Origin of the sequence: Massilia sp. CT11-137, assembly GCF_047302885.1 — a bacterium.
Classification (GTDB): Bacteria; Pseudomonadota; Gammaproteobacteria; order Burkholderiales; family Burkholderiaceae_D; genus Telluria; species Telluria orientalis.
In genome coordinates, this window is the sequence record NZ_JBKYMP010000002.1 from 1,741,804 (window position 1) to 1,754,844 (window position 13,041).

At 66.7% G+C, this 13,041-nt stretch carries 11 protein-coding genes and 1 other RNA gene; 11 read left to right on the forward strand and 1 reads right to left on the reverse strand.

Features of this window, described 5'->3' with window-relative positions:
* The 3 genes from ribH to ACEN98_RS24435 all read left to right on the forward strand — a co-directional run bounded on the left by ribH (window position 1) and on the right by ACEN98_RS24435 (window position 3,298).
* Entirely contained in the window at window positions 1-480 is a 480-nt protein-coding gene (ribH, locus tag ACEN98_RS24425) for a 6,7-dimethyl-8-ribityllumazine synthase (protein WP_413387493.1), read from the forward strand.
* 13 nt (window positions 481-493) lie between these two features.
* Complete coding sequence (nusB, locus tag ACEN98_RS24430; protein ID WP_413339119.1) at window positions 494-964, forward strand: transcription antitermination factor NusB; 471 nt, start codon at window positions 494-496, stop codon at window positions 962-964.
* 165 nt (window positions 965-1,129) lie between these two features.
* A complete protein-coding gene (locus ACEN98_RS24435) occupies window positions 1,130-3,298 on the forward strand; it encodes a cellulase family glycosylhydrolase (protein WP_413387494.1) in 2,169 nt (722 codons plus the stop codon).
* A 72-nt stretch (window positions 3,299-3,370) separates the two neighbouring features.
* On the opposite strand, the gene ACEN98_RS24440 is transcribed toward ACEN98_RS24435, so the two are convergent.
* Window positions 3,371-4,144 (reverse strand): transglycosylase SLT domain-containing protein, encoded by a 774-nt coding sequence (locus tag ACEN98_RS24440; RefSeq protein ID WP_413387495.1) that lies wholly within the window; start codon window positions 4,142-4,144, stop codon window positions 3,371-3,373.
* 620 nt (window positions 4,145-4,764) lie between these two features.
* On the opposite strand from ACEN98_RS24440, the gene ubiD reads away from it, so the two are divergent.
* The 8 genes from ubiD to ACEN98_RS24480 all read left to right on the forward strand — a co-directional run bounded on the left by ubiD (window position 4,765) and on the right by ACEN98_RS24480 (window position 12,795).
* Window positions 4,765-6,264 carry a 4-hydroxy-3-polyprenylbenzoate decarboxylase gene (gene ubiD / locus ACEN98_RS24445; RefSeq protein ID WP_413387496.1) on the forward strand — a complete coding sequence of 500 codons (1,500 nt, stop codon included), beginning with the start codon at window positions 4,765-4,767 and terminating at the stop codon, window positions 6,262-6,264.
* A gap of 93 nt (window positions 6,265-6,357) precedes the next feature.
* Window positions 6,358-6,456, forward strand: an RNA gene (ffs, locus tag ACEN98_RS24450) — signal recognition particle sRNA small type.
* Window positions 6,457-6,682: 226 nt separating this feature from the next.
* Entirely contained in the window at window positions 6,683-8,833 is a 2,151-nt protein-coding gene (locus ACEN98_RS24455; protein ID WP_413387497.1) for a DNA polymerase III subunit gamma/tau, read from the forward strand.
* Window positions 8,834-8,905: 72 nt separating this feature from the next.
* Window positions 8,906-9,232: a YbaB/EbfC family nucleoid-associated protein gene (locus tag ACEN98_RS24460; protein WP_413344741.1), complete on the forward strand. Its 327-nt coding sequence runs from the start codon at window positions 8,906-8,908 to the stop codon at window positions 9,230-9,232.
* Window positions 9,232-9,522, forward strand: a complete 291-nt coding sequence (locus tag ACEN98_RS24465; protein ID WP_413387498.1) for a YciI family protein — start codon at window positions 9,232-9,234, stop codon at window positions 9,520-9,522. The genes ACEN98_RS24460 and ACEN98_RS24465 overlap by 1 nt, the downstream gene beginning before the upstream one ends.
* Window positions 9,523-9,565: 43 nt before the next feature.
* Window positions 9,566-10,156 (forward strand): recombination mediator RecR, encoded by a 591-nt coding sequence (gene recR, locus ACEN98_RS24470; protein ID WP_413344738.1) that lies wholly within the window; start codon window positions 9,566-9,568, stop codon window positions 10,154-10,156.
* Window positions 10,157-10,340: 184 nt separating this feature from the next.
* Window positions 10,341-11,504, forward strand: coding sequence for a glycosyltransferase (locus ACEN98_RS24475; RefSeq protein WP_413387499.1), 1,164 nt, complete (start codon window positions 10,341-10,343; stop codon window positions 11,502-11,504).
* Entirely contained in the window at window positions 11,491-12,795 is a 1,305-nt protein-coding gene (locus tag ACEN98_RS24480) for a DUF2334 domain-containing protein (RefSeq protein ID WP_413387500.1), read from the forward strand. Before ACEN98_RS24475 ends, ACEN98_RS24480 begins: the two co-directional genes overlap by 14 nt.
* Window positions 12,796-13,041: the final 246 nt, after the last annotated feature.

Below are 13,041 nucleotides of genomic sequence, written 5' to 3' on the forward strand. Positions count from 1 at the left end.
ATGACGGTAGGAACTTTTGAAAGCAATCTGACAGGTGAAGGCCTGCGCATCGGTATCGTGCAGGCACGTTTCAATGCCGATGTCGGCCATGGCCTGCTGTCGGCATGCCTGGCAGAATTGAAGCACCTGGGCGTGGCCGACGAGGACATCCTGCACGTGACCGTCCCGGGCGCGCTGGAAATCCCGCTGGCCCTGCAAAAGATGGCCGAGACGCAGCAATTCGACGCGCTGATCGCGCTGGGCGCCGTCATCCGCGGTGAAACCTACCATTTCGAGCTCGTGTCGAACGAGTCGGGCGCCGGCATCACCCGCATCGGCCTGGATTACGGCATGCCGATCGCCAACGCCGTGCTGACGACGGAAAACGACGAGCAGGCGGAAGCCCGCATGGCCGAGAAGGGCACCGACGCGGCACGCGTCGCGGTCGAGATGGCCAACCTGCTGCTGGGCCTCGAAGAACTGCAGGCCGAAGAAGAGTAAATCGAGTACAACCATGACTGACAAGACATCGCACGCCAATCCCATCAAGAACCGCACGCCGCGCCACCGCGCGCGCGAGTTCGCACTGCAGGGGCTGTATCAATGGCTGCTGAACAATGAACCGGCCTCCACGGTCGTCACCAACATCCGCACCGCGCACGGCTTCGACAAGGCCGACGGCGAGTACTTCACGGAACTGCTGAACGGCGCGATCGCCCAGTCGGTCGAGCTGCGCGAGGTGATCGCACCCACCGTCGACCGCCCGATCGCGGAAGTGTCGCCGATCGAACACGCCGTGCTGCTGCTCGGCGCGTACGAGCTGAAGAACCAGATCGAGATCCCGTACCGCGTCGTGATCAACGAAGCCGTGGAACTGGCCAAGTCGTTCGGCGGTATCGATGGCCACAAGTACGTGAACGGCGTGCTCGACCGCCTGGCCGGCGAGCTGCGTCCGGACGAGGTGGCGGCGGATTCGCGACGCTGATCCGTTACCCACTATATATATAGTAGTAAAAAAGCCGCCCCGGGAGACCGGGGCGGTTTTTTTACGTCACTGGTTTTACTTGGGACCTTACGGGAAAACGAGATTGAGTTCATGGCCGCGACTGCGAATGATGTCCACTCACCCAACAACATTGAAGTGGAGACCATGAAAACACATTTCGTTCTTGCAGCGATGGCGGGTGCCATCCTGCTGGCGGGCTGCGGCGGCAGTGGCAGGGACACCAGCATGGCCGTCAGCGCCGGCGGCGGCGCGCACGTGTCCCAGGACCAGGCCGGCAAGCGCGCGACCGGTACCGTCGGCACCGTCAACTCGACCGACCCAAGCTTCACGACGCTGTCGACGCTGCACGTGGGGCAGACCGCTTATTTCCAGATCCTGGGCACCAACCTGCCCGCCGCGCTGGCGCTCGACGTCACCGATTGCGCCCATCCGGCGAAGCTGTCGGTCACGCCCACCGAAGTCCGCTTCCGCTGCACGCCGGGTGTCGCGGACGGCATGAAGACGATCTCGGTCCGGGACAAGTCCAGCGATACGGTGCTCTACACGGGCGCGGTGTACGTGCAGGCGACGACCCCGCCGCCGATCACGACGGCGCTGCCGATGCCTACCCGCGGCTTCAACCTCGGGAATTCGCTGGAAGCCATGTGGGGTTATGCATTCCCGAGCCAGGCCGTGTACACCGCCGCCGCCAACGCCGGCTTCAACGCCGTGCGCATCCCGTGCGCGTGGGTGACGAATTCCGATGCCACCGGCAAGATCGATCCCGCCTACATGGCCAAGGTCAAGCAGGCCGTCGACTACAGCATCGCGGCCGGCATGTATGTGGTCATCAATGATCACTGGGACGGCGGGTGGTTCGAGAACCATATCGGCGACACGGTCGATCCGGCCGTCGACGCGCAGATGCGCAACCTGTGGACGCAGATCGCGACCGCCTTCGCGGGGTACGACAACCACCTGCTGTTCGCGGCCGCCAACGAGCCGAACGTGTACAAGCCCGCGCACATGGCGACGGTGGCGAAGTACTACCAGACCTTCGTCGATGCGGTGCGCGGCGCCGGCGGCAAGAACACCAGCCGCTGGCTCGTGCTGCAGGGCCAGGGCGACCCGTCGTGGTTCACCAACTTGCCGTCCGATTCGACTCCCGGCCGGCTGATGGTCGAATACCACAACTACACGCCGTCGCTGTTCACGATCATTCATGGCGACCAGTCGTGGGGCAAAGCCATCTGGTTCTGGGGCCAGTCCTACCACTATGCAGGCGATCCGACGCGCAACGCCACCTGGGGCGAGGAAGGCAATATCGACGCCGGCATGCAGCAGTTGAAGGACCAGTTCGCCAGCAAGGGCGTGCCCGTGATGATAGGCGAGTTCCATGCGGCCGCCACCCCGGGCCTGACGGGCGACGAACAGGTCTGGAACAATGCGTCCCATCTCTACTGGAACAAGTATGTAGGCGAATCCGCCCGCGCCCACGGTCTGAGCCCGTTCTACTGGAGCACGCCGAACGCCCCGTTCGTGTATGACACGGGCGCCATCACCGATCCGGCCCTGGTTACCGCGCTGACCGACGGCGCCGTTCCGCCGCCGCCGAACGGCGCACCGTACGCGGTCGCGGGTGTGGTCGCCACGGCCGCCGCCGGCCAGGTGACCGTGCAGTGGAATGCCGTGCGCGGCGCCACCGGTTACCAGCTCTATCGCACGGCGAACTCCGGCAGCGAACCGGCGACGCCTTCCGTCACCGGCCTCACCGGCACGACGTTCACGGACACGGGCCTGAATCCCGGCACGACGTATTATTACCGCGTGGTGGCGGTGAACGGCGCGGGCGCATCCGGGTTCTCGACCGAAGCGAGCGCGCGTACGCCCGGCACCAACCCCGACCCGACGAAGTTCCATTTCGAGACCGACACCCAGTTGTGGACGCCCAGCGGTGCGCTGATCAGCGGCATCGCGACATCGACCGCACGGCACTACGCGGGCCAGCGGTCGCTCGCCGTGAACGTCGCGGGCACGGCGGCGGGGTCGGCGTCGCTGGAGCAGAGCGGCGTGATCGTGCCGCCCGGCGCGACGATCACCTTCCACGTCTTCATCCCGGCCGGCAGCCGGATCACGAAGGTCGAGCCCTATCTGATGGACTACAACTGGGGCTGGTTCTCGAATCCGTCGACGACGTTCACGCCGGGCACCTGGAATACGTTTACGCTCACGGTGCCGGCGACGTCGGTCACGCCGCTGCAGCGCCTTGGGCTGAACCTGACGACGGGGGGCGCGTGGACGGGCACCGTCCATGTCGACTCGATTGACTGGTAATCCATAAATGAAAGCCACCGTAGCTTGCGCCGACGGTGGCTTTCGACCAGGAAAGGAGTGTAAGGGTGAGGCTCAGAGTCCGGCGACGGTCTCGCCGGTCTGGGTGCTGCCGTGGGCCGTATCCGGCGCCGCGGTGTCCGGCTTGGCCGGCGCGCTGGCCGCTTTCTGGGCCAGGGTCGTGCTCGGGGCCGCAGCCGATGCCGGCGGGAAGTAGATCGGGACGTTCTTGCCGCTCGCGACCTGTTTCAGGCGCTTGTATTCGGTCAGGACCTTGGAGCCGTAGCCGGAGTCGTCGTCGGCTGCCGCGGCGCCGACGTAGCTCTTGAGGGCGCCTTCGACGGAGCCCGTGCGCTTCACGTAATCCTTCAGGATCAGGGCGCCGACACGGATGTTGGCAACCGGATTCAGGGCAGCCTGCGAGCCGCCGACTTCCTCGAACTTGTCGCTGTGAACCTTGGACATCACCTGCATCAGGCCCTGCGCGCCCATCGGGCTTTCCGCGAACGGATTCAGGCCCGATTCGATGGCCATCACGGCCAGGATCAGCAGGGGATCCAGCTTGATCTCGTGCGCCGTGCTGTACGCGGTCGTGACGAGCATGTTGGCGGCGTCGCCGGCCACGCGGTAGCGGCGCGACAGCCAGTCCGTCACGTACTTCTGCTGACGGGTGGGGCGGTTCGCCGCCTTGTCGTCGTTCGCGATCTCGACGGCGTCCGCGCCGCGCGCCGCGACGAGTTGGACCGCGGGATTGGCGGTGGCAACCTGCGCCGGCATGGCGTGTTGCGGGCTCAGGAAATCCGACACCCGTTTTGCGAAATCGGGGCGGCTGTACAGCAGGGCAATCATTGCTACTGCGGAAAGACCGAAAACGGTCAAGGTATGTTGTGCGGTGGTCAAAACACCACGTGCCGCTTTGATCACGGAAGACCACGTGACTGGCTGGCTGGCCATCTGTTGGACGAGCCTTGCGCTCGTGCCGATGAAGCGATGGATCATCGTCTCTCCTTTGTCGCGGAAAAAGTCATCCCGTCGCAGCGCTGGAAGCGCAGCGTTCGAACGAACTCATGCCGTGCATCAGAAAACCGTCCGTCGCCGCCTGTAGCGGTCGAGGAACGCCGTCATTGCTTGCTTCAGCTGGGCCGCGCTGCAGTGGAGGCGCCCAGTAGCTAACAACTGTCTCGGGGTTGGTTGGGCAGACGCCCAGTGAAAACACTCCTAAAATGTCGCTGGGGCCCCGACCCCGTGAAAGAATGAGACCGGCTAGAATCACGTCTTGGACGGGCCTGCCTCACTTGATACGGCGGATTGTAGAAGCTCGTTTATATCAAGTCAATACTAGCACTCACGCGTTCTATTACTTTTAGATCTAAAGAACGTACAGGCGCTCATCAATTCTTTGGCAAATCAACCACTTGCCGGCGATTGTTAGCACTCATCAAAAGATGTAAAAAAGAATTAAAAATTCAATGAACTACTCTGATCTGCGGGATTTTATTGCTAAGTTGCAAGAAAACGGTGACTTCAAGCGCGTATCCGCGCCTATTTCACCGAATCTTGAAATGACGGAGGTGTGCGACCGGACGTTGCGTGCCGGCGGGCCGGCGCTGCTGTTCGAGAACCCGGTCGATGCCGCCGGCAAGCGCTATCCGATCCCCGTGCTGGCCAACCTGTTCGGCACGCCGCAGCGGGTGGCGCTGGGCATGGGCGCCGACGACGTCGGCGAGCTGCGCAAGATCGGCCACGTGCTGGCGCGCCTGAAGGAGCCCGAGCCGCCCAAGGGTTTTCGGGACATCATGGACCTGGGTTCGCTCGTCAAGGCCGTGTGGGACATGGCGCCCAAGGAAGTGAAGGGCGCGCCGTGCCAGGAAATCGTCTGGGAAGGCGCCGACGTCGACCTGGCCCGCCTGCCGATCCAGCATTGCTGGCCGGGGGACGTCGCGCCCCTGATTACCTGGGGCCTCGTGATCACCAAAGGACCGAACAAGAAGCGCCAGAACCTGGGCATCTACCGCCAGCAGGTGCTGGGGCCGAACAAGGTCATCATGCGCTGGCTCGCGCATCGCGGCGGCGCGCTCGACTTCCGCGAACACTGCATCGCCAACCCCGGCAAGCCGTATCCGGTGGCGGTGGCGCTGGGCGCCGACCCGGCCACGATCCTGGGCGCGGTGACGCCCGTGCCGGACACGCTGTCCGAATACCAGTTCGCCGGCCTGCTGCGCGGCCAGCGCACCGTCCTGACGAAGGCGATCGGCAGCGAGCTGCGCGTGCCGGCGTCGGCCGAGATCGTGCTGGAAGGCCATATCTATCCGGACGAGACCCACCCGTCCGGCTTCGAGCACGCGCTGGAAGGCCCGTACGGCGACCACACCGGCTATTACAATGAGCAGGACTGGTTCCCGGTGTTCACGATCGACCGCATCACGATGCGCCGCGACCCCATCTATCACTCGACCTACACGGGCAAACCACCCGACGAGCCGGCCGTGCTTGGCGTGGCGCTGAACGAAGTGTTCGTTCCGCTGCTGCAAAAACAGTTCACCGAGATCACGGATTTCTACCTGCCGCCGGAAGGCTGCAGCTACCGCATGGCCGTCGTGCAGATGAAGAAGCAGTACGCCGGCCACGCCAAGCGCGTGATGTTCGGCGTGTGGAGCTTCCTGCGCCAGTTCATGTATACCAAGTTCATCGTCGTCGTGGACGAAGACGTCGACGTGCGCGACTGGAAGGAAGTGATCTGGGCCATCACGACCCGCGTGGACCCGACCCGCGACACGGTCCTGGTCGACAATACGCCGATCGACTACCTCGACTTCGCGTCGCCGATCAGCGGCCTGGGCAGCAAGATGGGTATCGATGCCACTAATAAATGGCCGGGCGAAACGAACCGGGAGTGGGGCACACCCATCGTCATGACGCCGGAAGTCAAGGCGCGCGTGGACGGGATCTGGCAGCAGCTGGGGCTGTGACGTCCGCTTGATGCGGGGCACTCTATATAGGTATGCGCGGCGCATCCCGGCGGTGGTTTGCCGGTATGCCCGTAACCGGTTATAATGCGAGCTGGCGGGCCCCTGCGCATTGTGGCATGGTTTACCTGGTCAGGTCGGGAACGAAGCAGCCAAAGCCGTTCACCGCAAGTGCCGCAGATCAGGCTCGCCTACTACCTTCCTTGTTCATCGATCTCCGCTTCCAGCGGGCGCATCGACACCTCCACCAGCGGATTTTCCTTCAGCATGTGCTCGTCGAGCTTGAGCCTGGCATGGCGCTTGTCGTCGCCGGCATCGGGCGGCGAGAGTACCTTGTTGAAAGAAAAATATCAGTGCAGGGGAAGTCCCGATGAGCGTCTAATGTTGCCGCGCCTCGCCCGGTCTACGGTAAAATCCCGGTATGTCCTATCAAGTCCTCGCCCGCAAATACCGTCCCCGGAACTTTGAAACGCTGGTTGGCCAGGAGCACGTCGTCCGTGCGCTGACCCATGCCTTGCGTACCGGACGGCTGCACCACGCCTATCTGTTCACCGGCACGCGCGGGGTGGGCAAGACCACGCTGTCGCGCATCCTGGCCAAGTCGCTCAACTGCGTCGGGCCGGATGGCAACGGGTCGATCACGGCCGAGCCGTGCGGCCAGTGCGAACCGTGCCGCGCGATCGACGCCGGCCGCTTCGTCGACTACGTCGAGATGGACGCCGCGTCGAACCGCGGCGTCGACGAGATGGCCCAGCTGCTGGAGCAGGCGGTCTACGCGCCGAGCAATGCACGCTTCAAGGTCTACATGATCGACGAGGTGCACATGCTCACGAACCACGCCTTCAACGCGATGCTGAAGACGCTGGAAGAACCGCCCGAGCACGTGAAATTCATCCTCGCGACGACGGACCCGCAAAAGATTCCCGTGACCGTGTTGTCGCGCTGCCTGCAGTTCAACCTCAAGCAGATGCCGCCCGGCCACATCGTGGGTCACCTGGAAAACATCCTCGGCCAGGAAGGCGTGACGTTCGAACAGCCCGCGCTGCGCCTGCTCGCGCAGGGCGCGCACGGGTCGATGCGCGACGCGCTGTCGCTGACCGACCAGGCCATCGCGTATGCGGCCGGCGCCGTCACGCTCGACGCCGTGCAGGGCATGCTGGGCGCGCTCGACCAGTCCTACCTGGTCCGCCTGCTCGATGCGCTCGCGAACCAGGATGGCGCCGACCTGATGGCCGTCGCCGACGAGATGGCCAGCCGCAGCCTGTCGTACAACGGCGCGCTGCAGGACCTGGGCACCCTGCTGCACCGGATCGCGCTGGCGCAGACCGTGCCGGCCGCGCTGCCGGACGACCTGCCGGAACTGGCCGACATCCAGCGTCTCGCCACGCAATTCGATCCGCAGGAAGTGCAGCTGTATTACCAGATCGCCGTGATCGGCCGCAACGAGATCGGCCTCGCGCCGGACGAGTACGCGGGCTTCACGATGACCCTGCTGCGCATGCTGGCGTTCCGCCCCGGACAGGGCGGGGCCGAGCAGGCCGCATCGCCGGCACCGGCCGGGCTGGCGCGCACGATGCCGCAGGCGGCACCCGCGCGTCCCGCTGTTGCTGCCTCCACGGCGCCGGCCGCCGCGGCGCGTCCGGCCGGCCCGGCGGCTTCCGCGGCTCCCGCATCCGCGCCGGCTTCCGCGCCGTCCGCACAGGGTGCCGGCCGCGCCATGACGTCGGCCCGTGCAGCCCTCGATGCCGCGCTGGAAGCGGCGCGCGCCGGTTCCCGCATGGGTGGCGCGCCACGCCGTCCGGCACCGGCCGCGGATCCGGCGCCCGCTGCCGCACCTCCCGCCGCGCCGGCTGCGACCGCCCCGAGCGCGCCCGCGCGCGCGGCCGCGCCGGCACCATGGGACCAGGGCGCGCCGAACGGCGCCGCCGCTGCCGCCACGCGCACGCAGCCCCAGGCCGCCGCCCAGCCGCAGCCGGCGATGATGCGCCAGGCCGCCCAGGGGCACGCCGACGAGCAGGCCGTCGCCGACGACGAACCGCCGGCCTGGGTCACCGAGTTTTCCGACGACAGTGCCGTGGCCATGGACGCCCCGGCTGTGCAGGCGCCGCCCACCCCGGCCCGCGTCGCGGCACCGTCCGCGCCGCCGTACGCCTACGTCATCACGCCCGTGCCGGCCATCGACTGGGACGGCAACTGGCCCGCGCTGGCCGCCTCGCTGCCGCTGCGCGGCGTGGCCCAGCAGCTCGCCTTCCAGACCGAGCTGGTCGAGTGCGTGGCGGATGGTGCCGCCGCGACTTTCCGCCTGCGCGTCCCCGTCGACACGCTGCGCGCCAGCGGCAACAGCGAAAAACTGTGCGCGGCGCTGCAGGAACGCTTCCCGGCCGTGCGCGTGAACGTCGAGACCGAGATCGCGCCGACCTGGTACACGGCCAGCGCCGAAGCCAAGGCGCGGCGCGAGCGGCTGCAGCGCGAAGCGGAAGCGACCGTCGATGCCGATCCGTTCGTGCAGGACATGGTGCGCACGTTCGACGCGTTCGTCGTGCCCGGTTCCGTGCGGCCGATCGCGTCCTGAGCCGGGTCCGTGCCCGCGCCGGTATAAACTGTATAAACGATTTACCCATCCGACTTTTTTGGAGAACACATCATGATGAAAAACCAGCTCGCAGGCCTGATGAAGCAGGCGCAGGCCATGCAGGACAACATGAAGAAGGCGCAGGAGCAGCTGGCCCAGATCGAAGTCGAAGGGCAGTCGGGCGCCGGCCTGGTGAAGGTCGTCATGACGTGCAAGAACGACGTCAAGCGCGTGTCGATCGACCCGTCGCTGCTGGGCGATGACCGCGACATGCTGGAAGACCTGGTCGCCGCCGCGTTCAACGACGCCGTGCGCAAGGCCGAAACCACCGCCCAGGAAAAGATGAGCGGACTGACCGCCGGCCTGCCGCTGCCGCCGGGCTTCAAGATGCCGTTCTGATGTTTATTGTTACCCTCACTTATACGGCGCCGCTCGAGCGCATCGACGCTTACCTGCCGGCGCACCGCGCCTGGCTGCAGGAGCACACCGCGCGTGGGCTGCTCCTGATGGCGGGCCGCAAGGAGCCGCGCGACGGCGGCATCCTCGTCGCCCATGCGGCCGACCGCGCCACGCTCGACGCCGCGCTGCGCGACGATCCGTTCGCGCAGGCGGGCCTCGCGACCTATGCGGTCACCGAATTCGTTCCCACCATGACCGCCGAGGCGCTGTCCGCCTGGCGCGCACAGTAAGCACCGGCGGAGGCTCGGCGTCCCCGGGGTCCAGGAGTCAATTATGTCCAAATCGCTCGACTTCCTCACCGAGGCACTGCGCCGCCTGCCGGGCGTCGGGCCGAAGTCGGCGCAGCGCATGGCCTTCCACCTGCTGCAGCACGACCGCGAAGGCGCCGCGATGCTGTCGCGCGCGCTGTACCAGGCCGTCGACGCGGTGCATCATTGCGCGCTGTGCAATACGTTCTCGGAGACCGAGGTCTGCGACCTGTGCGCCGACGAGCAGCGCGACCGGACACTCCTGTGTATCGTCGAGACGCCGGCCGACCAGATGATGATCGAGCAGACCCTGACGTACAAGGGCCTGTACTTCGTGCTGATGGGCCGGCTGTCGCCGCTGGACGGCATCGGCCCCAAGGACCTGCACCTGGAAAAACTGATCGGCCGCGCGGCCGATGGCGACGTGAAGGAAGTCGTACTCGCCACCAATTTCACGAACGAGGGCGAAGCGACCGCCCATTACATCAGCGAAATGCTGAAGGCGCGCGGACTCACGGTCAGCCGCCTCGCACGCGGCGTTCCCGTCGGGGGCGAGCTCGAGTACGTGGACGCGGGCACCATCGCGCGCGCCATGCTCGACAGGCGCAGTGCATAATGGGCCTCCCCACAACGGGGAGCCCTCGCACCGTCACGCAACAGTGACGGCATCGTAGCGGCGCCGGACGGCGCCTGCGCGGCCAGGACGGCTCCCGGCAGCAGGCGGTGTTCGCTTGACAGTGCGCAAACCCGGCGCACCGTCTACGCTGCTATTGTGGGGATACTTTGACCGGACCCCAAGCATGCATCTCGTCGACATCACGATGTTCTACGCGGCCGAAGGAGGCGGCGTCAGCACCTATCTGAATGCCAAGGCCCACTGGCTGGCACGGCGCAGCCGCGTCCGGCACACGATCATGAGCTCCAACGTGGAGACATGCGACGACACGGTGCCCGCGCTCGTCAAGATACCGTCCGCCGGCCTGCCGGGTTTCCACGGCTTCCGCATGCCGCTGTCCGTCGAAGGGCCGGTGCGTCTGCTGGAATCGGTCCACCCCGACGTCGTCGAAGCGGGCGACGCCGGCCACTGCGCCTGGGCCGCGCTGCGCATGCGCCGGCGCTACGACATCCCGGCCGTCGCCTTCTACCACTCCGACCTGCCGCGCCTCGTGCAGCCGCGCTTCGGCCGCTGGATCGCGCGCGGCACCTGCCGCTACCTCGCCAACCTGTACCGCCAGTTCGACCTCGTGCTGGCACCCAGCCGCGTCATGGTGCAGCAGCTGGACGCGATCGGCGTGTCCGGCGCGGTCCACCAGCCGCTCGGGATCGACAGCAGCGTGTTCCGTCCGCAGCGCCGCGACGGGACCCTGCGCGAACACCTGGGACTCGCGCCGGACGCGCGCCTGCTCGTCTACGCGGGCCGCTTCACGCCGGAAAAGAAGCTGCACGTCCTCATCGAAGCCGTGCGCAAGCTGGGCGACCCGTACCACCTGGTCCTCGTGGGCGGCGGCGGCGTGCTGCCGTATTGCGACCGCGTCACGCACATCCCGTTCCGGCGCGACCAGCGCCAGCTCGCCCGCCTGCTGGCCAGCTGCGACGTGCTCGTCCATCCGGGCGATTGCGAGACGTTCGGCCTGATCGTGCTGGAAGCGATGGCGTGCGGCCTGCCCGTCGTCGCCACGAACAAGGGCGGCGTGGCCGAGCTGGTCGACACGGAGACGGGCATCCTGGCCGAGCCGAACCGCGTCGACAGCCTGGCCGGCGCGATCGAGGCGATCTACCAGCGCGACCTCGTCCGCATGGGGCAGGCCGCACGGCGCAGGGCAGTCGAACGCTACGACTGGAACGAGATCCTGCCGCAGGTGATCGGCCGCTACGAAGGCCTGCTGCACGGGTATCCGCACGCGGCCGCCGACATCGCCATCGACCTGATCCATGAACGGGAGCGCATCCGTGTCACAGACTGACTGGTCCCCTGACGAGCACATGCTGTGCGTCTCGATCCACGACGTGGCGCCGGCCACGTGGAGCGATTGCCTGCGTCTCGTGGAAGCGGTGCGCGCCGTGGCGGACATCCCGCTGACGTGGCTCGTCGTCCCGCATTACCATTTCCGCCCCGAGCAGTCGCCCGCGATGGAAGCCTGCCTGAACGTGGCCCTGGAGCGCGGCGACGAGCTGGCGCTGCACGGCTACAGCCATCTCGACACGGAGGCGGGCACCGGCGGCCTGCGCGCGCGCTTCCTGCGTAACGTGTACACGCGGCGCGAGGGAGAATTCGCGGCGCTCATGGAGGCGGAAGCGCGGCGGCGCCTGGAGCTGGGCCTCGACTGGTTCGCGGCGCGCGGCTGGACACCCACCGGCTTCGTCCCCCCGGCCTGGCTGCTGGGCGAGGGCGCCTGGCGGGCGCTGCGCGACGCGCCGTTCACGTACACGACCACGTTCAGCCATTTTCATTGCCTGCCGGCCCGCGAGCGCCACCCCGCCGCGCGGCCGCAGCGCCAGCAGGTTTTGCATGACACCGGTGATCGGCCAGGTTACCGCGGCGAGAATGTGCAATACGGCGGCGCGAGTGTCCAGTATGGCAGCGGGACTGTCCAGGCCGGCGAAGGCAACCAGTCTGCCCGCGGCCCGGGCAACAGGCAGTTCGATGCGCGCAACTGGACGGGCGCGACCGGCCCCGACCGGCGTCACGATGTGCCCGGCCGCGCCGATCCGGCGCTGCCGCAAGATTGGCCGCAAGGTCTGCGGCAAGGTCTGCCGCAAGATCAGTCGCAAGATCAGTCGCAAGATCGGCCGCAAGATCGGCTGGAAGACGAACCGAACCCGGACATCTCTCCCGCGACGTCTACGCCATTCACGCAAAACAACCGCCACGGCACGCACGCGATCCTGTCGCCGTCGCTCGTGTACGCGGCACGCAACCGCGGTGGGCGCATCCTCTCGCCGCGCGTCGCGGACGCCACGGCAGCCATGCTGGCGCGCTCGCCGCTCGTGCGTTTCAGCCTGCATCCGCCGGATGCGCGCTATCCGGAACTGGTCCGCCACATCCAGCGGTCGCTGGAGCGCCTGCTGGAAGGTCGTGAAGCGGTGACGAAAGCCGAGTTTGCGCGCCGCGTCGTTCAGCGCTTTACCCCGCGCCTCACCCCGCGCGTTACCAATACGGATCCCACCAGCCACCCCGCCAGTAACCCGGACCCCAGCCGTAGTAGCCCGCAGGCGGTCCATAGTGCTGCAGATCGTACTTCGCACCCAGGCTGATCACGCAACTGCGCCACGCATCCGTCTGGGCCGCATAGCCCAGCCGGACACAGGCAGGGCCGTAGACCGCCATCATCCGCTCGACATCGGCTTGCGCCTGGGCCGCGCGCTCCTGTGGTGTCGTGCACGCGGCGAGCGTGAGCACCAACCCAATACCCAGCACCCGAATCATGGTGCTTCCTCCAACCAACACGCGCGTCTTGCGCGCCTTTCCACAGCTTAGAAGACAGTAAAAGCCTACGAGAG

Excerpts from the sequence above, each read along its gene's own strand:
- ACEN98_RS24465 (WP_413387498.1), top strand. The coding sequence starts at position 9,232 with ATGTTTATTGTTACCCTCACTTATACGGCGCCGCTCGAGCGCATCGAC.
- ACEN98_RS24475 (WP_413387499.1), top strand. The coding sequence starts at position 10,341 with ATGCATCTCGTCGACATCACGATGTTCTACGCGGCCGAAGGAGGCGGC.
- recR (WP_413344738.1), top strand. The coding sequence starts at position 9,566 with ATGTCCAAATCGCTCGACTTCCTCACCGAGGCACTGCGCCGCCTGCCG.
- ACEN98_RS24435 (WP_413387494.1), top strand. The coding sequence starts at position 1,130 with ATGAAAACACATTTCGTTCTTGCAGCGATGGCGGGTGCCATCCTGCTG.
- nusB (WP_413339119.1), top strand. The coding sequence starts at position 494 with ATGACTGACAAGACATCGCACGCCAATCCCATCAAGAACCGCACGCCG.
- ACEN98_RS24460 (WP_413344741.1), top strand. The coding sequence starts at position 8,906 with ATGATGAAAAACCAGCTCGCAGGCCTGATGAAGCAGGCGCAGGCCATG.
- ubiD (WP_413387496.1), top strand. The coding sequence starts at position 4,765 with ATGAACTACTCTGATCTGCGGGATTTTATTGCTAAGTTGCAAGAAAAC.
- ACEN98_RS24455 (WP_413387497.1), top strand. The coding sequence starts at position 6,683 with ATGTCCTATCAAGTCCTCGCCCGCAAATACCGTCCCCGGAACTTTGAA.
- ribH (WP_413387493.1), top strand. The coding sequence starts at position 1 with ATGACGGTAGGAACTTTTGAAAGCAATCTGACAGGTGAAGGCCTGCGC.
- ACEN98_RS24440 (WP_413387495.1), bottom strand. The coding sequence starts at position 4,144 with ATGATTGCCCTGCTGTACAGCCGCCCCGATTTCGCAAAACGGGTGTCG.